Source organism: Sphingomonas sp. GW821-FHT10C01, from assembly GCF_059415525.1.
Genome location: NZ_JBWKNK010000008.1, coordinates 21,161 through 47,614, shown reverse-complemented (window position 1 = coordinate 47,614; position 26,454 = coordinate 21,161). Strand labels below are relative to the sequence as shown.

The following is a 26,454-nucleotide window of genomic DNA, read 5'->3' as shown; positions in this document are numbered from 1 at the left end:
CGCAACGCTTACGGTCGATTGATGCTGTACGTAACGATCTTGCGCAAGGGATCGCCGGGCGCAAAAGCGTGATGATCGAAGTCCCCATCCACCAGCCGGTTCATGCCCAGCCGGGTCATCATCGCCTGGCTGGCAAGATTTCGTTCGGCGGTAATCGCGACAATGCGGGGCACAGCGAAGCTTTCCCAACCCCAGGCCATGACCGCCGTCATCGCCTCAAGGGCATAGCCCTGGCGCCAATAGGGCTGCGCGATCATCCAGCCAGCCTCGATCTCGCCCGCAATCGGGTGCATCGGATCGCCGCGCTTGAGACCGCAAAAACCGATCACCGCCCAGTCCGACTTGCGCTCGACAGAGAAGAAGCCCAGCCCTTCGTGACGATAGCTGTCGTGGCGCGCCAGCGACGCTTCGCTCGCCACCGCATCCTTTACCGGGCCCAGATCGGCCATCACCGCCGGATCGGCCCACATCGCAAACAGCGCGGGATGGTCCGAGGGGCGCGGCTTGCGCAGGATCAGGCGCTCGGTTTCAATCATTGGCGGTCGATCATGCACCCAAAAGGCGCGCCGCATGCGCCGCGTGATAGGTCAGCACGCCGGTGCAGCCCGCGCGCTTGAACGCCATCAGCGTCTCCAGCACCAGTCCGTCGCGGTCCCCCGCGCCCGCCGCTGCCGCAGCCTCGATCATCGCATACTCGCCGCTTACCTGATAGGCGAACACCGGCACCTCGAACCGCTCCTTCACGCGGCGAACGATGTCGAGATAGGGCAGCCCCGGCTTGACCATCACGCTGTCCGCGCCCTCGTCCAGGTCGAGCTCGACCTCGCGCAGTGCTTCCTCGGCATTGGCCGGATCCATCTGATAGGTCTTCTTGTCACCCTTGAGCAGCCCGCGCGAGCCGACCGCGTCGCGGAACGGCCCGTAGAATGCCGAGGCGTATTTGGCGGCATAGGCCATGATCTGGACGTTGACATGGCCCTCGCCCTCCAGCGCCTCGCGGATCAGGCCAACGCGGCCGTCCATCATGTCGCTGGGCGCGATGATGTCCGCCCCCGCGCGCGCCTGGTTGAGCGACTGGCCGACCAGCAGGTCGGCGGTCTGGTCGTTGAGGACATAGCCCGCCGCATCGACCAGCCCGTCATGGCCGTGCGCGGTATAGGGATCGAGCGCGACGTCGGTGAGCAAGCCGATATCGGGCACCGCGTCGCGGATCGCGCGGATCGCGCGGCACATCAGGTTGTCGGGATTGAGCGCCTCGCGCCCGTCATCGGTGCGCAGATCGCGCGGGGTGTTGGGGAACAGCGCCAGGCAGGGGATGCCAAGCGCCGCCGCCTCCCTCGCCCGCGCCACCGCCTGATCGACCGACCAGCGCGACACGCCGGGCAGCGAGGCGATCGGCTCCTCGACGTTCTCACCTTCCGTCACGAACAGCGGCCAGATCAGGTCGGCCGGGGTCAGTACGGTTTCGGCATGCATCCGGCGGCTCCAGGCCGAAGCACGGGTACGTCGAAGGCGAAGCGCGGGGTAATGGGACATGGCGGGCTTGTGGGACAGCCCGCCCTGCGACGCAAGCGTCAGGCGGCGGTTTCGCGAGCGCTCTTCTGCTTGCGCCGGCGACGCCAGTGCAGCAGGCCAAGTCCGGCCGCGCCCAGCGCGAACAGCCCGATCGTCTCTTCGGGCACCGGCGTCGGGTTGCCCCCGCCGCTGCTGCCGCCCCCCGGATTGGTCGTCGGCGGGACATAGTTGCCGTCATAGCCGCCCGAGAGCCTGCCATTCTGTTGCAGGCTGCCGAACACGCCCGAACCATCGATGCTGTTGGAGACCTGGCCGACCGCCTTGGGCGCCAGCACCGATCCGCCCCATGCGGTGGCGATCGCCACGCTGGTGGCGTCGGGGAAATTCCAGATGACATTCTCCCCCAGCCCCTTGATCCCGCCCAGGAAATTCTGGTTGAGCGCGATCGCCGAGCCGCTGACGTTGATGATCGCGGTTTCGGCACCGTTGAGGTTGAACTTGATCTCGCTGATCTTGTTCAGGTCCGCGCTGGTGATGTTGAAAACCGCGACGCCCTTGGCATCCGGCTTGGCGTCGAACGTGCCGCGGCTGCCGCTGATGGTGAGGCTGCTGTTCCCGGTCATCCCCTTCATGTCCGAAGACAGGTTGGTCAGGCTCGACCCCAGCAAGCTCTTCTGCTGTTCAAGTCCCACCCGGAACGCCGGGTTGGTGGTGTTGAGACCCGAATTGACGGTGTTCTGGTTGACGTTGGTATTGGAGATGGTGCCGCCGACCTGCACCGTCTGCGACGAGCCGTTGAGGTTGAAGCCGCTATTGACGTTGCCGCCGATCGCCGCGCCCGACGCGTTGTTCAAATTCTTGTGACCGCCATTGACGTCGCCGACCACCGTCAGGCCAGGCGTGCCGCGCGGCGACGGCGCGGGCGTGCGGACCTGATAGTCGGACGAATTGCCGCTGAGGTTACCGCCGACAAAGGTACGCCCTTCCACCTGACCGGCGGATTGCAGGTCGCCAAGCACGATGAGGTTCCATTCCTTCATCGCGTCGATGCCCGCGACCTGGGCAGAGGCGGGTGCGGCGGCGACCAGCGCGGCGCCAAGGGTAAGCAGAGTATGGATACGCATAGGACCGCAATAACGCTGCAACGCAGCAAAACGATCCATGACGGCTCGATTTCCCGGCATCCGTCGCTGGAATCCACCGTGCCGCCCCGCGCGCGGACCTTGACGCGCAGAAGCGCCGTCGCCCGCGCTTCGATGCCCTTCAACCCGTCGGGTGCAGGCGCCCGGCGGGTTCGCTGTCGGAATGCGCCTGTTCGGCGGCTTCATCGGGTTCGGGCGGCACCTGAAGAACGGCGGCGCGCCAGCGGCCATAGCGATAGTAGAGCGCAGCGAAGCCGAGCGAGAAGGCCGAACCGAGAGGAAAGGCAAGCCACAGCGCGTCGCTGCCCAGCCAGCGCTGCCCGAACACGGCGAAGCCGAGGCGGATCGGGAACAGCGTGATCGCGAGGATGACGAGCGGCGGAACGGTCGCGCCATTGGCGCGGACGGTGGAGAAGAGCACCATCGTCGCGCCGAACATCACAAAGGTCCAGCTGGCGAGCAGCTGGATATGACGCGCGATCGGGATCGCGGCGCTGTCCGCGCCGACGAACAGCGCCATCACCGGGCGGTCGAACAGGATGATCAGGACGATCACCGACAGCGTGATTGCGGTGTTGTAGATCAGGCCGGCGCGGGTGATCGCGCCGACGCGGTCCCAGCGGCCCGCGCCGATATTCTGCGCCGCCATGCTCGACACCGCGACGCCGATCGCCATCGCAGGCATCTGGATATAGGTCCAGAGCTGCTGCGAGACGGCATAGGCCGCAGCGGTATCGACGCCGAGCCGGTTGACCAGGCCGACCATCGACAGGCCGGCGGTGGACATGACCAGCATCTGCGCGCCCATCGGCAGCCCCTTGGCGACGATGGTGCGGACCAGGGCGCGTTCGGGCAACAGGTAGCGCAACTCGCGCCCGCGCAACCGGATCGGCAGATCGCGAACATAGACATAGATCAGCAGGCCCAGCGACGACACGATGCCGGCGAGCAACGTCGCGGTGGCGGACCCGGCGATGCCCATGCGGGGGAACGGCCCGATCCCCGCGATCAGCAGCGGGTTGAAGGTCGAATCGATGACGACGCTGAGCACCATGAACCACAAGGGCGTGAGCGAATCGCCGGCACCGCGCAGGCTCATCTGGATGAGCACCCCGAACATCGAGAAGGGCAGGCCGAGGAAGATGACGCGTAGATAGGCCTGCGCCATGCCCTTCGCCTCGCCCGGCGTGGCGAGCAGGTCGAGGATCTGCGGGGTGAACACCCAGCCGAGGACTGCGATCAATACCGCGCCGCCGGTGACGAGCCCGATCGCCGATCCGAACGCGCGGCGTGCCGCCTCGATATCGTGCCGCCCGATCGACTGGCCGATCAGGATGGTCGCCGCCATGCCGAAGCCGAACACCGCCGAGAACATCAGGAACATGATGATGTTGGCGTTGCTGGTCGCAGCCAGCGCCTGTTCGCCGAGGAAGCGCCCGACCCAGATCGAGTTGATCGAGCCATTGAGCGACTGAAGGATGTTCGAGCCGAGCGTCGGCAAGGCGAACAACAGCAGGGTGCGGCCGATCGGCCCCTGCGTCAGGTCGCGGCGATTGCCCGGCGGCGGCACCCTATCCCAGCCGCCCCAGCGCCGCGCCCAGGCGTGCCGCCTCGGCCGATTTCTCGGCATGATCGGCACGCGCCTTCTCCACCGCCTCGGGCTTGGCCTTTTCGGCGAAGGCGGGGTTGGACAGGCGCGCGTTCAGGCTGTCGCGCTCCTTCTCCGCCGCCGCGATCGCCTTGGTCAGGCGGGCGCGCTCGGCGTCGAGGTCGATCACGCCTTCGAGCGGGAGAACGAAGGTCGCCTCGTCCACCACGATCTGGAGAGCACCGCCTGCGGGGGCATCACCCTCACCGCGATCGACGCGGGCAAGACGGCTCAGCACCACATCCTGCCGCGCCAGCCGCTCGGCGGTATCGGCATGAGCGTCGCGAACGAACAGCGGCAAGCGCGCGCCCGGCGGCACGTTGAGCTCGTTGCGCGCTGCACGAAGCTCGCTCACCAGCCGGATCAGCCAGTCGATTTCCTTCGCCGCCTGCGAATCCAGCGCCCGCGCGTCGGCCATCGGCCATTTCGCGGTGATCAGCGGATAGTCGGGACGATCGCCCAGCTTCGACCACAGCTCTTCGGTGATGAAGGGCATGAACGGGTGGAGCAGGACCAGGATCTGGTCGAGAACCCAGCCCGCGACGAGGCGGGTTTCCTCGGCCCCTTCGGCGCCGTCGGTCTGCAACACCGGCTTGATCAGCTCGAGATACCAGTCGCAGAAACGGCTCCAGGTGAACTGGTAGATCGCGTTGGCGGCTTCGTCGAAGCGGTGGTCGGCAAAGGCCAGGTCCATCGCCTGCACCGTCGCCACCGTCTCGGCGACGATCCACTTGTTGACCGCGAGGGTCGCGACAGGCGGCTCGATCTGCGTGCTCGCGCTGATCCCGTTGGACTGGGCGAAGCGCGCGGCATTCCACAGCTTGGTCGCGAAGTTGCGATACCCTTCGACCCGCTTCTCATCCATCTTCACGTCGCGGCCCTGGCTCTCCATGGCGGCCATGAAGAAGCGCAGCGCGTCGGCGCCGTACTTGTCGATCAGGATCAGCGGATCGACGACATTGCCCTTGGACTTGGACATTTTCTGCCCATCCGCAGCGCGGACAAGTCCGTGGAGATACAGGGTCTTGAACGGCACTTCCTTCATGAAGTGCAAGCCCTGCATCATCATCCGCGCGTCCCAGAAGAACAGGATGTCGAAGCCGGAGATCAGCACGTCATTGGGGTAGCGGCCCATCGCCTTCACATCGGCGTCCGGCCAGCCCATCGTCGCGAAGGGCCAGAGCGCGGAGGAGAACCACGTGTCCAGCACGTCCTCGTCGCGCTTGAGCGCAACGCCCTGCCCCGCTTGCGCCTGCGCCTCTTCCTCGCTCTCGGCGACGAAGATGCGACCATCCTCGGCATACCAGGCCGGGATGCGGTGGCCCCACCACAGCTGGCGGCTGACGCACCACGGCTGGATGTTCTCCATCCAGTTGAAATAGGTCTTTTCCCAGCTCTTCGGCACGACCTTCGTCGCGCCCGAACGGACCGCCTCGATCGCCGGCTTGGCCAGCGTCGCGGCATCGACATACCATTGGTCGGTCAGCATCGGCTCGATCACCACGCCGCCGCGGTCGCCGAACGGCTGCATGATCTGCTTGTCCTCGACCTGGATCATCAGGCCATCGGCATCGATATCGGCGACGACGCGCTTGCGCGCCTCGTAACGGTCGAGGCCGCGATAGGCATCCGGCACCAGATTGAGCGCATCGACCTCGGCCGCCGTCCACGGGGCGCCGCCGGCGATCTCCTGCGCGCGTGCCGCCGCCACGGCATAAGCTTCGCCGTCAGCGCGCATCGCCGCATTCTCGTCCATCAGGCGATACATCGGGATGTTGTTGCGCTGCGCGACGCCATAGTCGTTCTCGTCATGCGCGCCGGTGATCTTGACCGCGCCCGATCCGAAATGGGGATCGGGATAATCGTCGGTGATGATCGGGATCAGGCGACGCAGCGCCTTGGGGCCGACCGGGATTTCGCAGAGCTTGCCGACGATCGGGCGGTAGCGCTCGTCATCGGGGTGCACCGCGACCGCGCCGTCGCCCAGCATCGTCTCGGGCCGGGTGGTCGCGATCGAGATATAGTCGCGCTCTTCCTCCAGCACGACATTTCCGTCGGCGTCGCGCTCGACATAGGTGTAGGTTTCGCCACCCGCGAGCGGGTATTTGAAGTGCCACATATGGCCCTGCACCGCGCGCGATTCGACCTCAAGGTCGGAGATCGCGGTCTTGAGCTTGGGGTCCCAATTCACCAGGCGCTTGTCGCGGTAGATCAGCCCCTGCTTGTGCAGGTCGACGAACACCTTGAGCACGGCCTTTGAGAAGCCCTCGTCCATGGTGAAGCGCTCGTTCGACCAGTCCATCGAGCAACCGAGGCGGCGGAGCTGGCGGGTGATCGTGCCGCCGCTCTCTTCCTTCCACTTCCAGACGAGGTCGATAAAGTCCTCGCGCGAATAGTTGGTGCGCTTGTCCTGCCGCTCGTTGAGCTGACGTTCGACCACCATCTGCGTCGCGATGCCGGCATGGTCGGTGCCGACCACCCAGCGCGCGTCCTTGCCCTTGAGGCGGGCATGGCGGACGAGGATGTCCTGCAGCGTATTGTCGAGCGCGTGCCCGATATGAAGCGAGCCGGTGACGTTGGGCGGCGGGTTGACGATCGTCCACGGCTCGGCGCCGGGACGGTCAGGCCGGAACAGGCCGCCCTCCTCCCAATGCGCATACCAGCGCGATTCGATTTCAGCCGGGTCGAAGGTCTTGGGAAGTTCGCTCATGCCCCGCCCTTAACGGGCGTGTCGGGCAAGGCAAGATCAGTCGCGGCCTGCGGTGATCCGAGCGATCTCGCGCTGCACCATTTCCTCGACCATCCGGGGAAGGTTGGCGTCGAGCCATTCGCGCAACATCGGGCGGAGCATCTCGCGCACCATGCCTTCCAGTGTGTCGCTGCCCGCGACATCGGGCTTCACGAGCATGCGCGACAGCGCCTCGAGCGGTCCGCGAGTCGCCTGCGCCGTGGTGGCGGAGAGAATCGGTTCGGCGGGTGCTTCGACCTGGACGGGTTCCGGTTCCGGAGCGGGTGGCTCCGGCTGACGCGATTCGGTCGGGACCGGCTCGCTCAGTTCGAGGATCTCGTCCTCATCGACGACCGGCGGAGGCGGCGCAGCACGCGCGGGACGACGGGTGCGGGTCGCGACCGCACTCTCGCCCTCTTCGGCGATGATCCGTTTGATCGAGGACAGGATGTCCTCCATCGACGGTTCGTTACTGACGTCCCCCATTCGTTGTTCCCGCGTTAGGGATAACCAAACCCGCCAAGTGTCGGATTTGACGGGTATCTGTCAACCATAACCCTTTAAGATTTAATTAGGGCTACCCGGATCGATCGGGCCGGACACCGCGGGGGTCTGGGCGGGGGTGTCGATGGTGCGGGTCGCCTGGGGCTCCGGCGTCGGGCCGTCACGCCAATCCGACAGGCTGCGGCGCGATCGGGTGTAGTTCGCCACCGGATCGTAAAGCGGCCCACCGTCGAGGCCCAGATCGTCCGCTTCGGCACGGCCCATCGCCGCGAGCACCGCAAAGCCGGCGACATAGGCGTCGCGCTCGGCGGTGACGAGCTGGACCTGCGAATTCAGCAGTTCCTGCTCGGCGTTGAGGATGTCGAGGATGGTACGCGTGCCGACGCTGTTTTCCGCGCGGACGCCCTCAAGGCTCAGCCGGTTGGCGCTGACCGCGAGCGTGCTGCTCTCGATCACGCGCCGCGCCGACTGCCACACCGCATAGGCCGAGCGGGTCTGTGCGATCACGCCGCGCTCGGCGGAGGTCACCTGCTCCATCGCCGCCGACTGGCGCGCCTGGGCCTGGCGGACCTGCGCCGCCGGACGGCCGCCCTGGAACAGCGGCAGCGTCAGGTTGACGCCCGCGCTGGTCGCGAACCCGTCGTTAGCGACGCCGGCCCGCTGACCGGGGCCAGGAACGGCGCCGAAGCGGTTATAGTAATCGCCGTTCACGCCGAGGCTCACCTGCGGCAGCCGCGCGGCCCGCGCCACGCTGACGTCATAGGCGGACGCATCCCGCGCCTTCTTCGCTCCTTCGAGCGCCGGATTGGCCTCAAGCGCCACGCCGACCGCCTGATCCGGCCCGGCGGGCAGGTTCGGCAGTTCAGGCGGTGTCGCCAGGGCGCCGGGGGGCGTGCCAACCACGCGAATATAACGCTCGCGGCTGCTGATCAGGCTCGATTCCGCACCACGAAGCTGGCTCTGGGAGAATGCGAGACGCGCTTCGGACTGGGCGACGTCGGTGCGGGTGAGATCGCCCACCTCGAACCGGTCGCGAGTCGCCTGGAGGTTGACCTCAAGCACGCGGACATTCTGCTGGTTGAGGCGAACGATCGCCTCATCGCGGATCACGTCGAGATAGACGGCGACCACATCGGTGAAGAGCTGCGCCTCGACGCTGCGAAGGCCCGCGCGGCCCGCCTCGACCCGGGTTTCCGCCGCGCGCACCGAATTGCGCACCGACCCGCCCGAATAGACCGGCAGGCTGAAGCTCACGCCGGCGCTACCCTGACGCGGCGAAGACAGTCCGCTGTTGTCGCTGTCGTGCAGATTCTCGCTGTAGCGACCCGTGGAGCTCACACCCGGCAACCCGCGCGAACGGGCGATCGGCACATCCTCATCAGTCGCGCGCAAGCGAGACCGCTCGGCCGAAAGATCGGGGTTGGTATTGTACGCCTTCACCATCGCCTCACGCAGCGTCTCGGTCGGCGCCTGCGCGGCCGGCGGCACGGTCTGCGCCATGGCAGGCAGCGCAAGGCTTGCGGCACCCAATCCGGCAACACTGACCCCGGCGAGGAAATGGCTCAATCGCATTCGTCTATCTTTCTCAGAATTTGAACCCGCGCGGCTTCTCGAACCCCGGAAGCACGGCGGTTTCGATATCCACGAACGGATTGAGGCCGAAGCCGCCTTCGCTGCGCACGCCCGATGCAAGGCGGGTCACGCCGCGATCGACCAGACCGGTAACGATTCTTCCGCCCGGTGCGACCTGGGCGGCAAGCGACGCAGGAAGCTCTTCGACCGCACCATCCACGATCAGCACGTCATACGGCGCACCCGCGGCATGGCCCTCGGCCAGCGGCCCTTCAACCAGCTCGGCTTGACCGTCGAGCGCGGTACGCGCCGCGGCGGCAAGCACCGAATCAGCCTCGACCGCAACGACCTTGCCCGCCAGCTTCGCGGCGACCGCAGCAGCGTATCCTCCCGCAACGCCGACGATCAGCACCGTATCCGAAGGCTGAAGCCGCGCTTCGGTGAGCAGCAGGCCGGTGGCGAGCGGCGGATTTTGCGTGCGGCCGTTACCCAGCGGCAACGGGCGATCGCGATAGGCCAGCGGGCGCTGCGATTCGGGCAGGAACTTCTCCCGCTCAACCTGAGCCATCGCCGCGACGACGCGCGCGTCGCTGACGCCGCTGGTACGCAGCTGGCTCACCACCATCGCGGCGCGGGCGGTTTCGGAACCGGGTAGGTCGGCGGTTGCGGTCATCATAACTCCAGCCCTGTTCGCACAACTGTTATAGTCGCGCAATACACTTGTTCGATTGGCGCGCTTGTATCTTGTGGCAGCGGTGTCGCCAAGCAAGGGAAGACGCTATTTTCACTTCGCGGTGTTGACAAAGGACCGTCGCCCCGCGCACAGCGCCCCCTCGCTTTCGGGGCCCGATGGCGGAGTGGTTACGCAGAGGACTGCAAATCCTTGCACGCCGGTTCGATTCCGGCTCGGGCCTCCATCGCGAAACAGAGTGGCTAGCCGCCCTCGCCTTCCTGCGACATCGCCATCAAATCCATGAAGTTGCGCGCGGCCTCCCGGTCCGCCTCGTCCTTGAACGCCACGTCCAGATCGGGCGCGGCGCCGAGCAGATACATCACCGTCCAGAGCGCGAACCGGCGCGGACGGTCTTTCTCAAGCCCGAAATCGACCCGCATCCGCTCGACGCCCGCCTCGACCGCCGAAGGCGGGATCGAGGCGAGGTCGGCGGACCCGAAATAGCGGCGCAACTGATCGTCGAAATCCATGCGCCGCCCCTAGCGACTCAGTTCGTGAAGTCGAGCTGAACCACCTTGGTCGGCGTGGCGCGGCAGTAGAAGGGCGTCGTGCGGTCGCCGTCCGGATAGCTTGCGGTCAGATCGGCCGCGAAGCGCCACCCGCCATTGCCAGGCTCGATATTGGTGATGCGGTCGAGCCGCAGCCGCGTGCCGCCCGTCACACCGATCTGGCGCGACGCCTCGAACAGACAGGTCTGTAGCGAGGGCCGGGCTTCCGACCGCACCAGCGTGAGGTCGGCCGAAAGCGCTGCGGGCGGACCGGGCGGATAGGTGGTCGGCGGCGTTTCGGGCGCCGGATCGTTCGGCTTCTTGTTCTTGCTCGCCAACAGGGCGATCAGGCCCGCCGCGACCGCGACGCCGCCGATGATCAACCCAGTGCTTGGCCCCTTGTCGCGGTCTGGATATTCGGGCTGCCAGCCCCCGCCCCAATTATTGCCATAGCCATAGGCAAAGGTCGCGCGGCAATCGCGCACCCAGATCGAGCGCCGGTCATACCCCCAGCCGCGCCCCTGGTTGCAGACGCCGCCATTCGCGCGGAGCAGAACGACGCGGTTCTGGGTGTTCACATTGCAGTAGCGGGTGCGGTTATTGCGCGATTCGCAGGTGATGCGACCGGCATAGCCGCGGTTGCTGCTCCAGTCGGGGTTACCGGGATAACCCGGATAGCCGGGCCGTGGCGGACGCGGGCGGCCAGGAACCGGATGCGGCAAGGGAACCGGGCGGTCGACGATCGGCCCCGGGAGCGGAACCGGACGGTCAGGCACGGGCTGAGGCAAGGGAACCGGGCGATCGGGTACCGGACGCGGCAGCGGGACCGGGCGGTCCTGCGGCGCGGGCCGCGTCTGAGCCATTAGCGGCGTGATGCTCTGCCCGATCATTGCGGTGGACAACACCACCAGCTTCAACGTGCTTCTCATGCGCGGACTCCCCTGTTTGGAACGCGGCCAGCCAAGTCGTTTCGCCGATAGTATAGACCGAACGGCCGGCACCCGCACGGGAAATCAACGTAAAGAGATGCTTGCGACCTATTCCGCAGCCTGCGCGGGAGGCTCCTCGGCATCGGACGTTTCGGCATGGCTGGCGAGAAGTTCGACCGCGGCGACCGACTCGATCTCACGCGCGCCGGTCTCGACGTTCAGTTCCTTGAGCTTCCGCGCGGAAACCAACGCGCGGGTCTCCAGGCTGCTCGCAAAGGTATTGAAGTTCTTGACCGCGCTGTTGAGGCCGCTGCCGACGAGACGCAGATCGCCCATCGCCTTGGCCAGCCGATCGTAGAGTTCCTTGCCGAGTTCGCCGATCTGGCGCGCCTCCTTCGCCATCTTCTCCTGCCGCCACACGGCGGCGACGGTGCGGGCGATGGCGATCAGATTGGTCGGGGTCGCGAGCAGGACGCGCTTCTCGAACGCGAAATCCCACAGGCTGTGGTCGTGCTCGAGCGCGGCCGAGAGGAAGTGCTCGCCGGGGACGAACATGATGACATAGTCGGGCGCTTCGTCGAACTGGGTCCAATACGCCTTGTTGCCAAGCGCGTTGACATGCGCCTTCATCGCGGCGGCGTGCTGGGCAAGCCCTGCCAGGCGCTCGCTTTCCTCGACCGCGCCGAACGCGTCCTGATAGGCATTGAGCGACACCTTCGCGTCGATCACCAGCGCCTTGCCGCCGGGCACGCGGACGATGGCGTCAGGACGAAGGCGCCCGCCCTCTTCCTGCGCGACGCTGACTTCGGTTTCGAAATCGGTGTGTTCGGACAGGCCGCAGGTCTCGAGCACGTTCTTGAGCTGCTGTTCGCCCCATCGGCCGCGCGACTTGGGGGCGTTGCGGAGCGAGTTGACGAGCTTGGCCGCCTCGCTGCTCACACGCTCCTGCCCGATCCGCATCTGCTCGATCTGGCCCTTGAGCTCGCCGAACGCGTCGCGACGTTCGGCCTCGACCTTGGCCACGCCTTCCTCGTAGCGCTGGAGCCTATCGTTGACCGGCTGGAGCAGCGCCTTGAGGTTCTGGCCGGCGACGGTCTCGGATTGTTTGAAGCGGTCTTCGGCGCGCTTGAGGAACGCTTCCTGCGTCTGGTTGAGCATCTGTCCCGCAAGTTCGCGGAACTGCCCCGCCATCAACTCGCGCGCGCCCTTGAATTCCTCCAGCCGCTCCTCGAACGCCCCGGCCTTGGTACGCAGCTCGGTCAGTTCCAGCCGAGCGATGTCGCGCTCGTCCCGGATGCCGCCGAGCTGGTCACGCAGTTCGGGGAGTTCGCGCAGCCGCTCCTCCGCACCGGCAAGGTCGATGATCGCCGCCTTGAAATCGGCTTCGCGCTTGTCGCGCTCGGCGCGGATCTCGGCGAGGCGGCGATTGGCGATGAACCAGCCGGCGGCCCCACCGACGAGCAATGCGAGGATCAGGGCCAGAGCGAATTCGAGCGTCACATTCCCTCACGCGAAATTGACAAAGTTGACACAAAACACATGTTTCGCGCGGAGGTGACAAGCGGCCGCCTCCCCGCGGCAAGCGAGGAACATAGACCGAACAATCATTGTAGGACAGCGCTAAACGCGGCGGCGGTTAACCACGCGCCGCGCCGACGCCTCAGGCCGCCGCTTTGCGGGCCTTGGTAAGCTTCCGCATGATCATCTCACGCTTGAGGCGCGAGAGGTGATCGAGGAAGACGATGCCCTCGAGATGGTCCATCTCATGCTGGATACAGGTCGCGAGAAGGCCGGTGAAGACCTCGTCATGCGCCTTGCCATTCTCGTCCAGCCATTTGACCCGACAGGTGGCCGGACGGTCGACATCGGCGAACTGATCGGGGACGGACAGGCAGCCCTCGGAATAGGTGTTCTGGTCCGCCGACGGATCGAGAATCTCCGGGTTCACGAACACGCGCGGCTGGCGGATCGGCTTGCCGTCCTCGTCCTCTTCCTCCTGCAGGTCCATGACGACCAGTCGCTTGGGCACGCCGACCTGGATCGCGGCCAGGCCGATGCCCGGGGCGTCGTACATCGTCTCGAACATGTCGGCGATCAGCGCGCGCAATTCGTCATCGACCTTGTCGACGGGGGTGGACACCAGCTTGAGGCGGGGATCGGGAACTTCGAGGATCGGTAGAATAGCCATTGAGGTAATTTAGCTCCACCTGGGTCAGGCTTCAAGGCAAGGATCAGGCGACCGGTCGCCGCGCACGGAGCGCCTGGGCGAGCGTGCCTTCGTCGAGATAGTCGAGCTCGCCGCCGACGGGCAGGCCATGGGCGAGCTGGGTGAGGCGTACGGGACGCCCCTCCAGCCGCTCGGCGATGTAATGGGCGGTGGTCTGGCCTTCGAGCGTGGCGTTCATCGCCAATACCACCTCGTCGATCCCGCCCGCGGCGACGCGGGCGATCAGACTGTCGATCGCGAGATCCTCCGGCCGGACGCCGTCGAGCGCGGAGAGCTTGCCGCCAAGTACATGGAAGCGACCAGGGAAGAGGCGCGAGCGTTCGAGCGCCCAGAGATCGGCAACCTCCTCGACCACGCAGAGCTGGCGCGTATCGCGGCGCGGATCGGCGCAGATCGCGCACGGGTCCGAGGTGTCGACGTTGCCACAGGTCGAACAGGTGGCAAGGCGCTGGCTGACCGCGGTGAGTGCGGCGAGCAGCGGATCGAGCGCGGTTTCGCGCTTCTTGAGTAGGTGCAGCACCGCGCGCCGCGCCGAACGTGGGCCAAGGCCGGGCAGACGCGACAGGGCTTGGGTGAGGGTTTCGATCTCGGGCGAGGCCATGCGATGTTCCCTAACCGTTCGCGTTGCGGAATGGAAGGATGGCGCAGCGGCATCGATTGCGGCTAGAGGCGCCGGATGCGGATCATCTTCATGGGAACCCCGGAATTTGCGGTGCCGACGCTCGACGCGCTGGTCGAGGCGGGGCACGACGTCGTGGCGGCGTACAGCCAACCGCCGCGCGCCGGCGGACGGCGTGGCAAGGCGCTGACCCCCTCCCCCGTCCACGCGCGCGCCGAGGCACTGGGGATCGAGGTGTGCACGCCGCTATCGTTCAAGAAGGACCCAGATGCGGTCGCGGCGTTCGCGGCGCTGGACGCCGATGTCGCGGTGGTTGCGGCCTATGGCCTGATCCTGCCGGTGAGCGTGCTGGAGGCACCGCGACTGGGCTGCATGAACGTCCACGCTTCGCTCCTCCCGCGCTGGCGCGGCGCGGCGCCGATCCAGCGGGCGATCCTGGCCGGGGATGAAGAGACCGGGGTCGGGATCATGCAGATGGAAGCCGGGCTGGACACCGGGCCGATCCGTCTGGAGGGGCGGACACCGGTCGCGGGCAAGACCGCGGGCGCGCTGACCGACGAGCTGGCGGCGATGGGCGCGCGGCTGATGGTTCAGGTGCTGGCCGATCCGGACGCCTATCCGGTGGTGATGCAGGCCGAGGATGGGGTGACCTATGCCTCCAAGATCGACAAGGCCGAAGCCCGGCTGGATTTCGGGCAAGATGCCGAAGCGGTGGTGCGGCAGGTGCTGGCGTTCAATCCGCCGGGGGCGTTCTTCGAGGTCGCCGGCGAGCGGGTGCGCGTGCTGGCGGCCGAAACAGTCGAAGGGAACGGCGCGGCAGGTGCCGTACTGGATGACGGACTGACGATCGCCTGTGCCAAGGGGACAATCCGCCCGACTAGCGTCCAGCGCGCTGGGCGTGGCGTCATGACTACCGCCGAGTTGCTCAACGGCTTTCCCATCCCCGTGGGAACGCAGCTTTGACCCGCTTCGCGCTTACCGTGGAATATGACGGCCGGCCGTTCATGGGCTGGCAGTATCAGGACCATGGGCCGAGCGTGCAGCAGGCAATCGAGGACGCACTGCACGGCATCACCGGCGAGGATGCGCTGGTCCACGCCGCAGGGCGTACCGATGCGGGCGTCCATGCCCTTGGGATGCGTGCCCATACCGAGATCGAAAAGGATCTGGCGCCGTTCCGGCTGATGGAGGCGCTCAATGCGCATCTACGCAACGTGCCGGTGGCGATCCTGGCGTGCGAGGCGGTAGCCGATGACTGGCATGCGCGCTTCTCGTGCACTGCGCGACATTATGTGTACCGGATCGTCAATCGCCGCGCGCCGCTGACCTTCGACAAGGGGCTGAAGTGGCGAGTGCCCGCCGAGCTGGACACGGCGGCGATGCACGAGGCGGCGCAGATGCTGGTGGGGCTGCATGACTTCACGACCTTCCGTTCCGCGCATTGCCAGTCGGCGAGCGCGCTCAAGACGCTCGACCGGCTCGACGTGGTGCGCGAAGGCGACGAGATCAGCGTGTACGCTTCCGCCCGCTCGTTCCTGCATCATCAGGTGCGGTCGATGGTCGGGTGCCTGTCGATGGTCGGGCGCGGGCAGTGGCGCGCGGACGACCTGCGCGACGCGCTGGAGGCGAAGGACCGCGCGGCGCTGGGGTTGAATGCGCCGCCCGACGGGCTGTATTTCGTGCGGGCCGACTATCCCTGAATTCTGGCCTTAGCGGCTGAAGCGCGCGGCCAGCTCGGCGTGCGTCGACCAGCGGAACTGGCCGACCGGGAGCACCCAGTCGAGCCGGTAGCCACCCTCAATCAAAGTCTTCGCATCACGGGCGAAGGTACTGGGATTGCAGGATACATAGGCAATCACCGGCACCTTTGACGCCGCCAGTTGTTCGACCTGCTCCTTCGCCCCGGCGCGCGGGGGATCAAGGATCACCGCGTCGAACAGGTCGAGCTCCTTGGGTACCAGTGGGCGGCGGAACAGGTCGCGGTGCTCGGCGAAGACCGCGCGCTGGGCGCGGCCCGCGGCGGCCTTGAGCGACAGGATCGCTTCGCGTGCGCCTTCCCCGGCATAGACCTTCACGCCCGGATCGACCGCCAGCGCGAAGGTACCGAGACCCGCGAACAGGTCGGCGACCGCCTTTGCGCCGCCAATCGCTTCACGGGCGGCGGCCACCAAGGCGGCCTCGCCCTCCGGGGTTGCCTGAAGGAAGCTGGCGGCCGGGAACGTGACGGGCACGCCGCTGAACGTCACCGTTACCGGCTCGGGCTCCCAGCGCGGCTCGGGGCCGAGGCCATCGTCGACCGACAGGCGCGCAAGACCGTGGCGCTGGGCGAAGCTCGTCACCGCCTCGATCGCGCTCAGGCTGTCGGTGACGAGGCCGTCGACCAGCACGTCCGGCCCCTGGTCGGTGAGCGCCAGATGGACGTTGACGCGGCGATTGGCTGGGAGGTGCGCTGCCAACAGACCACGCAGCGGCTGGAGCAGTGCGAACAGGCTCGGATCGAGGATCTCGCATTGCTGGAGATCGATCAGCCGATGGCTCGACTGTTCGGTGAAGCCCAGATGCACCTGCCGCCCGCGCCGCTCGGCATGGAGTGTGGCGCGGCGGCGGGTGCGCGGCGGCGAGAGCATGGGCGCGCGGATCTCCGCTTCCACCCCTTGCTGCATCAATGCGCCGGCGATGCGCGCGGTGAGGAATTCGGCATAAGCGCGGTCGTCGAGATGCTGGAGCTGACAGCCGCCGCATTCGGGGAAATGGCGGCAAGGCGGCGCCTGGTGACGCGGGCCGGGCTTGAGCGTGCCGTCGGCGAGAAGCGTGTCGCCCGGCGCGGCAAGGGCGGCGTGGCGACCGTCAGCGGTGACGCCGTCGCCGCGCGCGGCGATGCGGACGATGGTCGTGTCATCGCTCACAGTGCACGCTCCAGAACGAAGGGAAGCGTGTCGGCCAGTTCGTCGGCGAGGAAGCAACGGCCGAGCAGGCGCGTGGCCTCGGCATGAAGCCAGACGCCGGTGGACGCGGCGTCGAGCGGAGTGGCGGGATTCTGGGCAAGCATGGTGGCGATCGCCCCTGCCAGAACATCGCCCGTTCCTGCAACCGATAGCCACGGACTGGCGGGCAGCGCGACATTGGCGGACCCATCTGGAGCCGCGATCACGGTGTCGGCGCCCTTGAACACGACCACGGCGCTGCTGCGGCGCGCGGCGTCCTGCGTGCGGGCGATCTTGCTCCCCTCGCCTGCGCCGAACAGCGCAGCGAACTCGCCCGCGTGCGGGGTCAATATGGTAGGGGCTGTCCGCGCCTGAAGCCGATCGAGATCGAGCAGATGAAGCGCGTCGCCGTCGATCACCAGCGGATGCGCGGTCGCTAGCGCGTTTTCCAGTTTTTCCCGAGCGCGGTCGTCGCGGCCGAGGCCGGGTCCAATCACGACGGCACCGATGCGCTTGTCGTCGAGTGCCTCCGGACTCCAGCGCTGGCGCACGATCGCGTGCGGCGGATGCGGCAGGCCTCCGGTGAGGAGCAGGACATAGCCCGCGCCCGCACGATAGGCGGCCAATCCTGCCAGTTCCGACGCGCCATGCATGCGGCCGGAAACCACAGCGACCATGCCGCGACTATATTTGTGCGAAGCCGCTCCGGGCTTGGCGATTTGCGGCAAGGGGAGCGTTCGAACGTCTGTTTTCGCCAGAAGGTCGTCTTGCGGCAGCCCGAGATCGACGGTGCGTACGACACCGCAAAGCGCGGCAGCAGGCTGCAGCAGATGCGCGGGCTTGAGCGCCCCGAGCGCCAGCGTCACATCGAATGCCGCCAACTGCTGGCCGAAATCATTGCCGGTGTCGGTTTCCAGGCCACTTGGCAGATCAACCGCGATCGACAGGCGCGCTCGAGCAGCCAGTGCCTCGATCGCATTCGCTGCCGACGCATCGAGCGGGCGCGACAGGCCTGTACCGAACAGCGCGTCGACGATGACAGGCGCATGGCCCTGCGCGTCGCCGGGGAAGGCTTCGACCGGGCCGGTCCAGCCCTTGCGCGCGTCCACGGCAGCCTCGCTTCGCGGTTGGCCCAACGCGACGACGCGGACCTCAATACCCCGGTTCGCCAGCACACGCGCCGCGACATAGCCGTCACCGCCATTATTGCCGGGGCCGCACAGGATCAGCACGGGTGCGCCAGCGGCCAGGCGATGCACCCATTCGGCGACCCCAGTCCCTGCGCGCTCCATCAATGACGTGACGCTGGCGCCAGCGGCGATTGCCCGATCCTCGGCTGCACGCATCTGCGCTGCGGTCAGGATCGGCGCGCCCGCAACGGCGCGGCCGGGCATCACTCGTCGCCCTGGGGCTTGGGCAGGAGAAGCGCGAGCAGGATCATCCGGCACTCGGCATCGATCGTACCGTCGACCAGTTCGGGCCGGAAGCGGCGCTGGAACGCGACGGTTGCGGCGAGACCGTCGGTCACCTCGTAGCCGAAACGTTCGAGCGCGAGCAGGAAGCCGGCATCGGTCCAACCGGGATCCATCAAATTCTTGGTGGGGCGCGGCAAAGCCAGGCGCAGGCGCGCAAGCTTGCCCCAGGGAAACAGCTCGCCCGGATCCTGTTTGCGCGCGGGGGCGATGTCGGAATGGCCGACCACATTGCCGCGGGTGATAGTGTAGCGATTCTTGATCGCCGCGGTCAGGCGGATCACCGATTCGATCTGCTCGTCCGGGAACGGGCGATAGCCGAATTCATGGCCGGGATTGGCGATCTCGATCCCGACCGAGGCTGAGTTGATGTCGGTGACGCCGCGCCAGCGCGATTTGCCGGCGTGCCAGGCGCGATTGGCTTCATCGACCAGACGGACGATCTGCCCGTCCTCGGCGACCAGCCAGTGGCTGGACACCTTCGCCTCCGGGTCGCGCAGGCGCGCAATCGCCTCTTCGGCGCTCTGCATCCCGGTATAGTGGAGTACGATGATGCTGACCGGCAGCGCGCGCGCGTCGAAATTGGGCGACGGCGCATCAATCCACTCGAGTTCAGTCCCGTCCTGCTTCATCGCTGTGAGGGATGCGGCGGCGCGCGCCGAAACGCAAGCCGCACCGAACGCCGCTGCACCGAAACCGGCGTCGACTCAGCGCGCGGCCGCCCGGAATGGCGCGACGCGGGCGTCCGCGGCAAGGTAGAGCCCGCGGAACTGATCGCTCGGGCGGAACGCGTCGGTCTGGCCGATCACCGTCTCCCCGGCGCCCAGCACCAACAGCCCGCCATCGCGGGTCGCGGTCCGCAGCGTGCGGAACACGCGGGTCCGGACATCGGCCGCGAAGTAGAGGAGAACGTTGCGGCAGAGGACAATGTCGAACTTGCCCAGCGGCGCCGGGTCCTTCGCCAAATTGTGCTGACGAAACTGGACGCGACGCGACAATTCGGGCCGGACCACCCATTCGCCATCGACACTGTCGAACCAGCTCACCATGCGGCGCACGGGCAGTCCGCGCTGGATCTCGAACTGTGAGAAGCGACCGGCACGTGCACGCACCAGCGCGGCGGCGGAGACGTCGGTGGCGACGATCTCCGGCATCATCATACCCCGCGTGATCGCCGCTTCCTCGAACAGCATCGCCAGCGAATAGGGTTCCTGCCCCAACGAACACCCAGCCGACCAGATGCGCAGGCGCCGGCCCGGCGTCTCGGCCTGAAGCGCGTGCGCCGCCTCGATCACCAGATCGAGCACAGCCGCGTCGCGGAAAAAGGAGGTTTCGTGGTTGAGCAGCGCATCGACCACCGCATCGGCAAGTGGCCCGTTGCGGTCGCCGGCGAGGCGGCCGATCAGTTGATCGAGCGTATCGAGATCGTTGGCGCGCAGTACCGGCTTCAGCACCGTTTCGACGCGCCAGGCGCGATTGGCGGCGATCTGCTGCCCGGTCCGTTGTTCGAGCAGCGAACCGATTACATGCATCGCGCCGCTCGAGGCGAAGGCCTGGGGAAGCGCCGCCATCAGCCGGGCCTCCGCAGACTGGCGATCATCCGGCCGATTTCGTCAGGAGGAAGCACGGCTGCCGCACTTTCGGCGATCGCACCGGGCATGCCCCACACCACCGAACTCGCTTTGTCCTGCACGATCACGCTGCCCCCCGAATCAATCAGGCGCTGAGCCCCCACAGCACCGTCGCGACCCATGCCCGACAGGACGACCCCCAGACCGCGCCCGCCGAACAGGTCGGCAATCGAATCGAGCATCGGATCGACCGATGGCATGCACCCGCTGGCCACCGGCTCATGCGACAGGCGGACGGCGTAATAGCCCTCGCCAGCGCGGACGATACGCAGATGCGCGTCGCCCGGCGCGACCAGCATGCGGCCCGGCCGCACGCGCATATGGTCGACCGCGACCTCGCACGGGCGCCCGGCGAGCACGGCAAGCTGCGCCGCGAAATAGCTCATGAATGATGCCGGCAGATGCTGGGTGACCAGGATCGGCGGCTGGAAAGATTGCGGGATCGCGCGCAACATCTGGCTGAGCGCGTGGATACCGCCCGTGGATGCGCCCACTGCGACGATATCGAACTCGCCCGGCGCATGATCGGCATGGGCCGAGACCGAGGTTCGGACGTCGTCCGCGCTGAACAGACGCCGCAACCGGTCTTCGAGAACGGCGGCGAAGCGCCCGGCGAAGTTGCCGACGCCCGGCTTTACCAGCGTGTCCGCCGCGCCAAGCGCCAGTGCCTGAACCGCCGCGGCGGCGCCGTCATCGGCGGCGGAGGACACCACCAGCACCTTGGCCCCCTGCCCCGCCGTCACCAGATCGGGCAGCGCGGTGAGGCCGTGGATACCAGGCATCTCGAGGTCGAGCAGGATCACATCGGCGCGGTTGGTGGCAAGGAACGCCAGTGCGCTGGCCACATCGCTAACCGAGCCGACGATGCGGAAGCGCTCCATCCCCTCGACCATCCGGCCGAGCACGGCGCGGGCGACCACCGAATCATCGACGATCAGGACGCGGACGCTGCCGCCATCGCGGTCCGGCGATGAGCCGGCCGCGGTAGAGGTTCTAGCCATATCAGCGGCCCTCAGGCGACGCCGACGATCTGGAGCTTGCTCTCGAGCGTCTCGCGGTCGAACGGCTTCATCACATATTCGTCGGCGCCCGCTTCGATCGCGGCGCGGATATAGGCCATGCCATTCTCGGTCGTGCAGAACACGACCTTGGGCTTGGACGGGATGCCGCTGTCCTTGAGCGCGCGCAGGAAATCCATCCCGCTCATCACCGGCATGTTCCAGTCGAGCAGGACGACATCGGGAACCGCGTCGAGACAGGCGTCGAGCGCCTCGCGGCCATCGCCAGCCTCGCGCACCTCGAAATTCATGGTTTCGAGGATATGACGCGCGACTTTGCGGATCACCTTGGAATCATCGACGACGAGGCAGGTCTTCATGTTGGGCCGTTCCCGGATTTTGGCGCGTTCACCGGCAGTTGTGCCTGAAAGATGTAAGCACCACGTTAATGCCAATTCACGCAGCTTGAGCAGGTGAAGCCGGCACCAAAGCGGTCAGATCGATCGCCAGGATCGGTTCGCCGTCCCGCTCGACCAGCCCGATCCCGGCACGCTGCCATGCTTCGGACAGCGGCACGCCAGAGGCGAGCGGCTGAAGGACGAACGGCGCGACATCGTCGAGCGCGTCGACGAGCAATGCATAATGATGACCATCGACGCGGGTGATCACCGCGCGGCTGGCATCTTGCCCGCCGGTCATGCCCAGTGCGGCGACGGTGTCGATCACCGTCACGACGCGGCTGCGCAGCGCGGCAAGGCCACGGACATGGCCGCCCGCGCGGGGCACCGCGACGATCGTACCGATATCCACCACCGATTCGACCTGGTCGGCGCCGATCGCCACCGCCTGGCCCGCGACGTGCGCGATCAGGAACAACCGGTCCATCATTTCCCCCGTGCAACGCTGGCGAGCGCGCCGAGCAGCGCGTCGCGATCATAACGCCAGATGCTTCCGTCGCCCTCGCACCCGCGCTTGCTGCGCAGGCGAACGACCGGTGCCCGCGCCGCATGCGTGTCCGCAGGGCCGTCGAGTGTCAGCACCACATCGGCCGACGCACCGGCATCGAGCGTGACGCGATAGCCCGCGGTTTCGAGCATCGGCTGGACGAAGGTGCGCATCCAGCCGTCTTCGCCGCCCGTCAGCAGGCAGAGGGGCGCGGCGTCGATATCCGCGCCATCCTCGCTATGTTCGGCGAACAGCCAATGCGGGTCGAGCAGTTCGACAGGCTCGTCATCGATCAGCACCGCGCCGGCAATCGGGCCGGGGGCGCCGGCGGCGACGATCTCAGCCGGCAGCGTCACGATGTCCGCGGCTTCGGCAATGACATAGCCGATCTCGCTCATACCGTCCTTGAGGCGCAGGATCGATCGGACCGCCGCGCCCGCGACTTCCGCGCGCGCCGCGAGCGGAATGATCCGGCCATCGATGGTCAGACGTAGCCGCCCGGCCGAGTGACGAATGGCGTCGCCATCCACCTGTTCGATCCGATCGACCACGCCCAGCGGCACGGCACGCCGCGTGCCGTCCAGATCGATGAAGACCAGCGCCTGGACGCCGGGAGTCTCGACTTCGTCGCTTTCGTCCGCCTCTTCGGCGAGCACGTCGTGGATGAACTGGAGCCCGGCATCGCGCGCGATCCCGCCGCAATCCAGCAACAGCATCGGGCGACCGCTGTCGGGCAGTGTCTGACCGGCGTAGAGTCCCGTCGCCATGATCGCGGGCGCCGCGGGCTTGATCACAAGCTCTTCATTGTCGAGGACATCGTCGACGCGCAGCGCAAAGCTGCCCTCACCGACGCTGACGATCGCCAGCATCCGGTGCATCGAACAGACATTGCCTTCGATCTCCAGCACTCGCGACAATTCCACCAGTGGAAGCCGTCGGTCGCGGACCGTGACCACCTCGGCACTGCCGATGCGGTCGACGCGGATCGATTCGTTCGATTCGCTGACGATCTCCTCGATCGCCTGACGCGGCACCGCGAAGCGCTGGCCAGCCGCCGCGACGACGATCGTCGGGATGATCGAAAGCGTCAGCGGTACGCGAATCAGGATGCGCAGCCCCTTGCCCGGCTGGCTGTCGAGATCGACGCGGCCGCCAATCTGCTCGATCGCGGCGCGGACCACATCCATGCCGACGCCGCGGCCCGAAATCTCGGAAACCTCGTCCTTGCTCGACAGGCCCGGTTCGAACACCAGTTCCTGCTTGGCGCGGTCGCTGAGCGAACGCAGCGCGCGCTCGTCGCGGCCCGAATCGGCGAGCTTGCGGATCAGCCTTTCGGTGTCGATGCCGCGGCCATCATCGGCGACCTCGACCACAATCTGGTTGCCCGACTGGCGCGCGGCGACGCTGAGGCGACCATATTCGCGCTTGCCCGCGGCACGGCGGCCTTCGGGCGATTCGATACCGTGATCGATCGAATTTCGGATGATGTGGACCAGCGGATCGCGCAGCACCTCGATCATCTCGCGGTCGAGCTCGACCTCGGCACCGTCGATCTGGAGGTTCACCGACTTGCCGAGGCTCGCGGCGGTATCGCGGACCATCCGCGGCAATGCGGAGAAAAGCGCATCGATCTTCTGCATCCGCGTCCGGGTGACGGTGTCGCGCAGATCGGCGACGGTCGCGGACATCCGCTCGAGCGCGGCCTCGACCTGCGGATCGACCTCGGCGTTGCGCAATCGGCGCGACAGCTCGTTGCGGGCGAGCACCATGTCGGACATGCCGCTCATCATCCGGTCGAGCAGATCGACGTTGAGGCGCACGCTACGCGCCGCCGCACGCTGTGCCGTCGGAGCCGCCACTTGCACGACTTCTTCGGAGCCTTCGGCGAGCGCCGCGATCAGCAGATCCTCACCGGTGTCGTCGAGCGCGGCGCCAGCGTCGATCGCTTCGACCAGTTCGCCGATCCGGTCCACCACCGCGAGCACGGCGTTGACCAGCGCGCGATCGGGCGCGCGCTCACCGGCGCGAACCGCCGCCAGCACATCCTCAGCCGCATGACTCAGGCGCGCAAGGCGTGGCAGATCGAGGAACCCGCAACTTCCCTTCACCGTGTGGACGAAGCGGAAGATGGCGTCGAGACGCGCGCGATCGCCCGGATTCGCCTCCCAGGCGACGATCTCGCCCGACAGCGCTTCCAGCGTCTCTCGCGTCTCCGCGATGAATTCTTGCAGCAGGTCGTCCACGATGCCCCCACACATACGCGCCGGTCATGGCCGCGAGGGGGTTAAGACGGGGTTAGTCACTGCACGGAATTTTGACCCGCGCGAACGTGCTTCAGGCCAGCTTGAACGCCGCCCCGAACAGCAGCACCGGCGCGTCCGGTGGCGAAACCTGAAGGCCACCGCCGCCCTGCGCGACGAGCTGGTGGACCAGATAGGCCGCCGCCGCGCGCGGGGTGACCGGGGAATCGCCGGTGTCGCCGGTCAGCGCGCCGCGCAGCTCCTGGTCGAGCACGATGCGCGGGCCGTCGGCGCGCACCACGATTTCGACCGTGCCGTCGCGCGCCTCCGCGCCGATATCGAGCTGGCCACCGCGCACCAGCGCATCGCCACCGATCAGCGCGAGGTTGAGCAGCACCTTGATCACCTGCTTGGGCAGCACCGGATCCTCGACCATCCAGCCGATCGACACGCGGTGATTGTCGCCGAACAATCCCTCGATCGCCGCCTGTGCCTCACGCGTATCGACGGTATCGCCGAACCCGCCGGCCGCGCCAAAGGCCAGCCGGAAGAATTTGAGCTTGTTCGCGCTCGCCCGCGCGCTCTCCGCCAGCAATTCCAGGCAGCGCGCGCGCATCTCCGGATCATTCTCGTCCGCCAGCAATTCCAGCCCGTTATTGAGCGCGCCCACCGGACTCAGCAGGTCGTGGCAGAGACGCGAGCAAAGCAGGCTGGCAAAATCGGTGGGCGAGATGGTCACGTGATGCTCCGGCAATTTGGGTAACTCTTTGGCGCAGCAGCAGCCATGCCGCAAGCGAACGATCTTTCATCCCGCCCCGAACCCCGATAGCCTCGCCCGAAACAGGTGGAGCGGATAATGCGGCGAACGATGATGACAGCGTTGACTGGGATGGCGCTGGTCACGGCGGCGCCGATGCCGGCGATGGCTCAGGAACGTCCGGCGACCACGGAGACGCTGCGCATCGACACGTCACGGATCGACCGGATGCTCGCGACGATGGTCGCCGACGGCCGCGCGGCGGGCGTGTCGGCGCTGGTGTGGAAGGACGGGCGCGAGGTCTATTATGGCGAGCGTGGCCTTGCCGATCGCGAGGGCAATCGTCCATTCCGCCGGGATACGCTGGTCCAGATCTGGTCGATGACCAAGCCAGTCACCGGCGTCGCGCTGATGCAATTGTGGGAACAGGGCAAGTTCCGGCTCGACGACCCGCTGGCCCGCTATCTGCCCGAATTCGCCAACCCGCTGGTGCAGGACGGGACGGACAAGGACGGAAAGCCGGTGTGGCGCTCCGCCAGCCGCCCGATCACGATCCGCGACGTGCTGCGCCACACCGCCGGCTTCGCCTATGGCGGTGGGCCGACTGCGGCGCAGCAGGCATTCGCCACCGCTGATCCACTCAACCTGGACAATGACCTTGCCGAATTCGGACGTCGCCTGGCCAAGGTGCCGTTGCTGTCGGAACCCGGCACCGAATGGCATTACAGCGCGGCGGTGGACGTGCAGGCACTGCTGGTCGAGCGCCTCTCAGGCGTGAAATTCGCCGACTATGTCCGCACGCACATCTTCGAGCCGCTCAAGATGCGCGAAGCGGCATGGCACCAGCCGATGGACCGCCTCCCCCGCCTTGCCGCGACCTATGTGAAGCAGGACGGCAAGCTGGTCCGCCAGCCCGATGCGCAGACTCAGCGCATGAACTTCCCCGGCGCCAAGCTGACGATGGGCGGCGCGGGCATCGTCGCGCCGATCGACGATTATATGCGCTTCGCCCGGATGCTGCTGAACGGCGGTGAGCTGGATGGGGCGCGTATCCTGAAGCCCGCGACGATCCGGCTGATGGCGACCGATCAGCTCGATCCTGCGGTCAAGGAACGCGAGTGGTTGATGGGCAAGATCGACGGCGGGTTCGGCTTCGACTTCGCCGTTCGCACCGCGCGCCCGGACAAGCCGGAGCGCAACCGGGGCGCGGTGGGCGAATTCTTCTGGGACGGGATGGCATCGACCCTGTTCTGGATCGACCCAGCGAACCGCGTGGCTGCGGTGTTCTTCGTCCAGACCATCCCGTTCGACGGCACGCTCCACACCGATATCCGCAAGGCGGTGTACGGCGCGGACTATCTGGGGCCGCCGGGCGACTGACG

Annotated in this window: 25 protein-coding genes and 1 tRNA gene; 4 read left to right on the top strand and 22 right to left on the bottom strand. The window is 67.0% G+C overall.

Features of this window, described 5'->3' with window-relative positions; all coding sequences use genetic code 11:
* Window positions 1-8 precede the first annotated feature (8 nt).
* From AC07M1_RS19075 to AC07M1_RS19040, 8 genes are all read right to left on the bottom strand, one after another.
* Window positions 9-536 (bottom strand): GNAT family N-acetyltransferase, encoded by a 528-nt coding sequence (locus AC07M1_RS19075; protein ID WP_495164227.1) that lies wholly within the window; start codon window positions 534-536, stop codon window positions 9-11.
* Window positions 537-546: 10 nt separating this feature from the next.
* Window positions 547-1,536 (bottom strand): porphobilinogen synthase, encoded by a 990-nt coding sequence (gene hemB, locus AC07M1_RS19070; RefSeq protein WP_495164226.1) that lies wholly within the window; start codon window positions 1,534-1,536, stop codon window positions 547-549.
* Between the two features lie 38 nt (window positions 1,537-1,574).
* The gene (locus AC07M1_RS19065) at window positions 1,575-2,639 is read right to left on the bottom strand and encodes a choice-of-anchor A family protein (protein WP_495164225.1); all 1,065 of its coding nucleotides are present in this window, start codon (window positions 2,637-2,639) and stop codon (window positions 1,575-1,577) included.
* A gap of 139 nt (window positions 2,640-2,778) precedes the next feature.
* Window positions 2,779-4,287, bottom strand: coding sequence for an MATE family efflux transporter (locus AC07M1_RS19060; RefSeq protein ID WP_495164224.1), 1,509 nt, complete (start codon window positions 4,285-4,287; stop codon window positions 2,779-2,781).
* A complete protein-coding gene (locus AC07M1_RS19055; protein ID WP_495164223.1) occupies window positions 4,229-7,015 on the bottom strand; it encodes a valine--tRNA ligase in 2,787 nt (928 codons plus the stop codon). Before AC07M1_RS19055 ends, AC07M1_RS19060 begins: the two co-directional genes overlap by 59 nt.
* 36 nt (window positions 7,016-7,051) lie before the next feature.
* Entirely contained in the window at window positions 7,052-7,519 is a 468-nt protein-coding gene (locus AC07M1_RS19050) for a DUF2497 domain-containing protein (RefSeq protein ID WP_495164222.1), read from the bottom strand.
* 81 nt (window positions 7,520-7,600) lie between these two features.
* Window positions 7,601-9,109 (bottom strand): TolC family outer membrane protein, encoded by a 1,509-nt coding sequence (locus tag AC07M1_RS19045; protein WP_495164221.1) that lies wholly within the window; start codon window positions 9,107-9,109, stop codon window positions 7,601-7,603.
* 13 nt (window positions 9,110-9,122) lie between these two features.
* A complete protein-coding gene (locus AC07M1_RS19040) occupies window positions 9,123-9,785 on the bottom strand; it encodes a protein-L-isoaspartate O-methyltransferase family protein (protein ID WP_495164220.1) in 663 nt (220 codons plus the stop codon).
* A 167-nt stretch (window positions 9,786-9,952) separates the two neighbouring features.
* On the opposite strand from AC07M1_RS19040, the gene AC07M1_RS19035 reads away from it, so the two are divergent.
* Window positions 9,953-10,026, top strand: a tRNA-Cys gene (locus AC07M1_RS19035).
* Between the two features lie 16 nt (window positions 10,027-10,042).
* Here the strand turns inward: AC07M1_RS19035 and AC07M1_RS19030 are convergent.
* From AC07M1_RS19030 to recR, 5 genes are all read right to left on the bottom strand, one after another.
* Window positions 10,043-10,312, bottom strand: a complete 270-nt coding sequence (locus AC07M1_RS19030; RefSeq protein ID WP_495164219.1) for a hypothetical protein — start codon at window positions 10,310-10,312, stop codon at window positions 10,043-10,045.
* Between the two features lie 17 nt (window positions 10,313-10,329).
* Window positions 10,330-11,259, bottom strand: a complete 930-nt coding sequence (locus AC07M1_RS19025; RefSeq protein WP_495164218.1) for a DUF3011 domain-containing protein — start codon at window positions 11,257-11,259, stop codon at window positions 10,330-10,332.
* A 108-nt stretch (window positions 11,260-11,367) separates the two neighbouring features.
* On the bottom strand, window positions 11,368-12,759 hold the full coding sequence (locus AC07M1_RS19020; protein ID WP_495164217.1) for a DNA recombination protein RmuC: 1,392 nt from the start codon (window positions 12,757-12,759) through the stop codon (window positions 11,368-11,370).
* A gap of 160 nt (window positions 12,760-12,919) precedes the next feature.
* Entirely contained in the window at window positions 12,920-13,447 is a 528-nt protein-coding gene (def, locus tag AC07M1_RS19015) for a peptide deformylase (RefSeq protein WP_495164216.1), read from the bottom strand.
* 43 nt (window positions 13,448-13,490) lie between these two features.
* Window positions 13,491-14,087, bottom strand: a complete 597-nt coding sequence (gene recR / locus AC07M1_RS19010) for a recombination mediator RecR (RefSeq protein ID WP_495164215.1) — start codon at window positions 14,085-14,087, stop codon at window positions 13,491-13,493.
* A 75-nt stretch (window positions 14,088-14,162) separates the two neighbouring features.
* Here recR and fmt point away from each other — a divergent pair, with 75 nt between their 5' ends.
* Window positions 14,163-15,068: a methionyl-tRNA formyltransferase gene (fmt, locus tag AC07M1_RS19005; RefSeq protein WP_495164214.1), complete on the top strand. Its 906-nt coding sequence runs from the start codon at window positions 14,163-14,165 to the stop codon at window positions 15,066-15,068.
* On the top strand, window positions 15,065-15,805 hold the full coding sequence (gene truA, locus AC07M1_RS19000) for a tRNA pseudouridine(38-40) synthase TruA (RefSeq protein ID WP_495164213.1): 741 nt from the start codon (window positions 15,065-15,067) through the stop codon (window positions 15,803-15,805). Before fmt ends, truA begins: the two co-directional genes overlap by 4 nt.
* Before the next feature lie 9 nt (window positions 15,806-15,814).
* On the opposite strand, the gene AC07M1_RS18995 is transcribed toward truA, so the two are convergent.
* The 9 genes from AC07M1_RS18995 to AC07M1_RS18955 form a co-directional block, all read right to left on the bottom strand.
* The gene (locus tag AC07M1_RS18995) at window positions 15,815-17,011 is read right to left on the bottom strand and encodes a class I SAM-dependent RNA methyltransferase (protein WP_495164212.1); all 1,197 of its coding nucleotides are present in this window, start codon (window positions 17,009-17,011) and stop codon (window positions 15,815-15,817) included.
* Window positions 17,008-18,423 carry an NAD(P)H-hydrate dehydratase gene (locus AC07M1_RS18990; protein ID WP_495164211.1) on the bottom strand — a complete coding sequence of 472 codons (1,416 nt, stop codon included), beginning with the start codon at window positions 18,421-18,423 and terminating at the stop codon, window positions 17,008-17,010. Before AC07M1_RS18990 ends, AC07M1_RS18995 begins: the two co-directional genes overlap by 4 nt.
* Window positions 18,423-19,133 (bottom strand): N-acetylmuramoyl-L-alanine amidase, encoded by a 711-nt coding sequence (locus tag AC07M1_RS18985; RefSeq protein WP_495164210.1) that lies wholly within the window; start codon window positions 19,131-19,133, stop codon window positions 18,423-18,425. Before AC07M1_RS18985 ends, AC07M1_RS18990 begins: the two co-directional genes overlap by 1 nt.
* A 75-nt stretch (window positions 19,134-19,208) precedes the next feature.
* Window positions 19,209-20,072 carry a CheR family methyltransferase gene (locus tag AC07M1_RS18980; protein WP_495164209.1) on the bottom strand — a complete coding sequence of 288 codons (864 nt, stop codon included), beginning with the start codon at window positions 20,070-20,072 and terminating at the stop codon, window positions 19,209-19,211.
* Window positions 20,072-21,133 (bottom strand): chemotaxis protein CheB, encoded by a 1,062-nt coding sequence (locus tag AC07M1_RS18975; protein ID WP_495164208.1) that lies wholly within the window; start codon window positions 21,131-21,133, stop codon window positions 20,072-20,074. Before AC07M1_RS18975 ends, AC07M1_RS18980 begins: the two co-directional genes overlap by 1 nt.
* Before the next feature lie 11 nt (window positions 21,134-21,144).
* Window positions 21,145-21,510 (bottom strand): response regulator, encoded by a 366-nt coding sequence (locus AC07M1_RS18970; protein WP_495164207.1) that lies wholly within the window; start codon window positions 21,508-21,510, stop codon window positions 21,145-21,147.
* A 76-nt stretch (window positions 21,511-21,586) separates the two neighbouring features.
* Window positions 21,587-22,015, bottom strand: a complete 429-nt coding sequence (locus tag AC07M1_RS18965) for a chemotaxis protein CheW (RefSeq protein ID WP_495164206.1) — start codon at window positions 22,013-22,015, stop codon at window positions 21,587-21,589.
* Window positions 22,015-24,318: a chemotaxis protein CheA gene (locus tag AC07M1_RS18960; protein ID WP_495164205.1), complete on the bottom strand. Its 2,304-nt coding sequence runs from the start codon at window positions 24,316-24,318 to the stop codon at window positions 22,015-22,017. Before AC07M1_RS18960 ends, AC07M1_RS18965 begins: the two co-directional genes overlap by 1 nt.
* Before the next feature lie 91 nt (window positions 24,319-24,409).
* Window positions 24,410-25,054 carry a histidine phosphotransferase family protein gene (locus AC07M1_RS18955; RefSeq protein ID WP_495164204.1) on the bottom strand — a complete coding sequence of 215 codons (645 nt, stop codon included), beginning with the start codon at window positions 25,052-25,054 and terminating at the stop codon, window positions 24,410-24,412.
* Between the two features lie 132 nt (window positions 25,055-25,186).
* On the opposite strand from AC07M1_RS18955, the gene AC07M1_RS18950 reads away from it, so the two are divergent.
* Complete coding sequence (locus AC07M1_RS18950; protein ID WP_495164203.1) at window positions 25,187-26,452, top strand: serine hydrolase domain-containing protein; 1,266 nt, start codon at window positions 25,187-25,189, stop codon at window positions 26,450-26,452.
* Window positions 26,453-26,454 lie beyond the last annotated feature (2 nt).

What these genes read in the sequence shown, in the direction of transcription:
- fmt (WP_495164214.1), top strand. Translation starts at nt 14,163, where the DNA reads ATGCGGATCATCTTCATGGGAACCCCGGAATTTGCGGTGCCGACGCTC.
- AC07M1_RS19075 (WP_495164227.1), bottom strand. Translation starts at nt 536, where the DNA reads ATGATTGAAACCGAGCGCCTGATCCTGCGCAAGCCGCGCCCCTCGGAC.
- def (WP_495164216.1), bottom strand. Translation starts at nt 13,447, where the DNA reads ATGGCTATTCTACCGATCCTCGAAGTTCCCGATCCCCGCCTCAAGCTG.
- AC07M1_RS18985 (WP_495164210.1), bottom strand. Translation starts at nt 19,133, where the DNA reads ATGAAGCAGGACGGGACTGAACTCGAGTGGATTGATGCGCCGTCGCCC.
- AC07M1_RS18990 (WP_495164211.1), bottom strand. Translation starts at nt 18,423, where the DNA reads ATGCCCGGCCGCGCCGTTGCGGGCGCGCCGATCCTGACCGCAGCGCAG.
- AC07M1_RS19040 (WP_495164220.1), bottom strand. Translation starts at nt 9,785, where the DNA reads ATGATGACCGCAACCGCCGACCTACCCGGTTCCGAAACCGCCCGCGCC.
- AC07M1_RS18980 (WP_495164209.1), bottom strand. Translation starts at nt 20,072, where the DNA reads ATGGCGGCGCTTCCCCAGGCCTTCGCCTCGAGCGGCGCGATGCATGTA.
- AC07M1_RS18950 (WP_495164203.1), top strand. Translation starts at nt 25,187, where the DNA reads ATGACAGCGTTGACTGGGATGGCGCTGGTCACGGCGGCGCCGATGCCG.
- AC07M1_RS18970 (WP_495164207.1), bottom strand. Translation starts at nt 21,510, where the DNA reads ATGAAGACCTGCCTCGTCGTCGATGATTCCAAGGTGATCCGCAAAGTC.
- AC07M1_RS18975 (WP_495164208.1), bottom strand. Translation starts at nt 21,133, where the DNA reads ATGGCTAGAACCTCTACCGCGGCCGGCTCATCGCCGGACCGCGATGGC.
- AC07M1_RS19050 (WP_495164222.1), bottom strand. Translation starts at nt 7,519, where the DNA reads ATGGGGGACGTCAGTAACGAACCGTCGATGGAGGACATCCTGTCCTCG.
- AC07M1_RS19060 (WP_495164224.1), bottom strand. Translation starts at nt 4,287, where the DNA reads ATGCCGAGAAATCGGCCGAGGCGGCACGCCTGGGCGCGGCGCTGGGGC.
- AC07M1_RS19030 (WP_495164219.1), bottom strand. Translation starts at nt 10,312, where the DNA reads ATGGATTTCGACGATCAGTTGCGCCGCTATTTCGGGTCCGCCGACCTC.
- AC07M1_RS19055 (WP_495164223.1), bottom strand. Translation starts at nt 7,015, where the DNA reads ATGAGCGAACTTCCCAAGACCTTCGACCCGGCTGAAATCGAATCGCGC.
- AC07M1_RS18965 (WP_495164206.1), bottom strand. Translation starts at nt 22,015, where the DNA reads ATGGACCGGTTGTTCCTGATCGCGCACGTCGCGGGCCAGGCGGTGGCG.
- AC07M1_RS19025 (WP_495164218.1), bottom strand. Translation starts at nt 11,259, where the DNA reads ATGAGAAGCACGTTGAAGCTGGTGGTGTTGTCCACCGCAATGATCGGG.
- hemB (WP_495164226.1), bottom strand. Translation starts at nt 1,536, where the DNA reads ATGTCCCATTACCCCGCGCTTCGCCTTCGACGTACCCGTGCTTCGGCC.
- AC07M1_RS19065 (WP_495164225.1), bottom strand. Translation starts at nt 2,639, where the DNA reads ATGCGTATCCATACTCTGCTTACCCTTGGCGCCGCGCTGGTCGCCGCC.
- recR (WP_495164215.1), bottom strand. Translation starts at nt 14,087, where the DNA reads ATGGCCTCGCCCGAGATCGAAACCCTCACCCAAGCCCTGTCGCGTCTG.
- AC07M1_RS19045 (WP_495164221.1), bottom strand. Translation starts at nt 9,109, where the DNA reads ATGCGATTGAGCCATTTCCTCGCCGGGGTCAGTGTTGCCGGATTGGGT.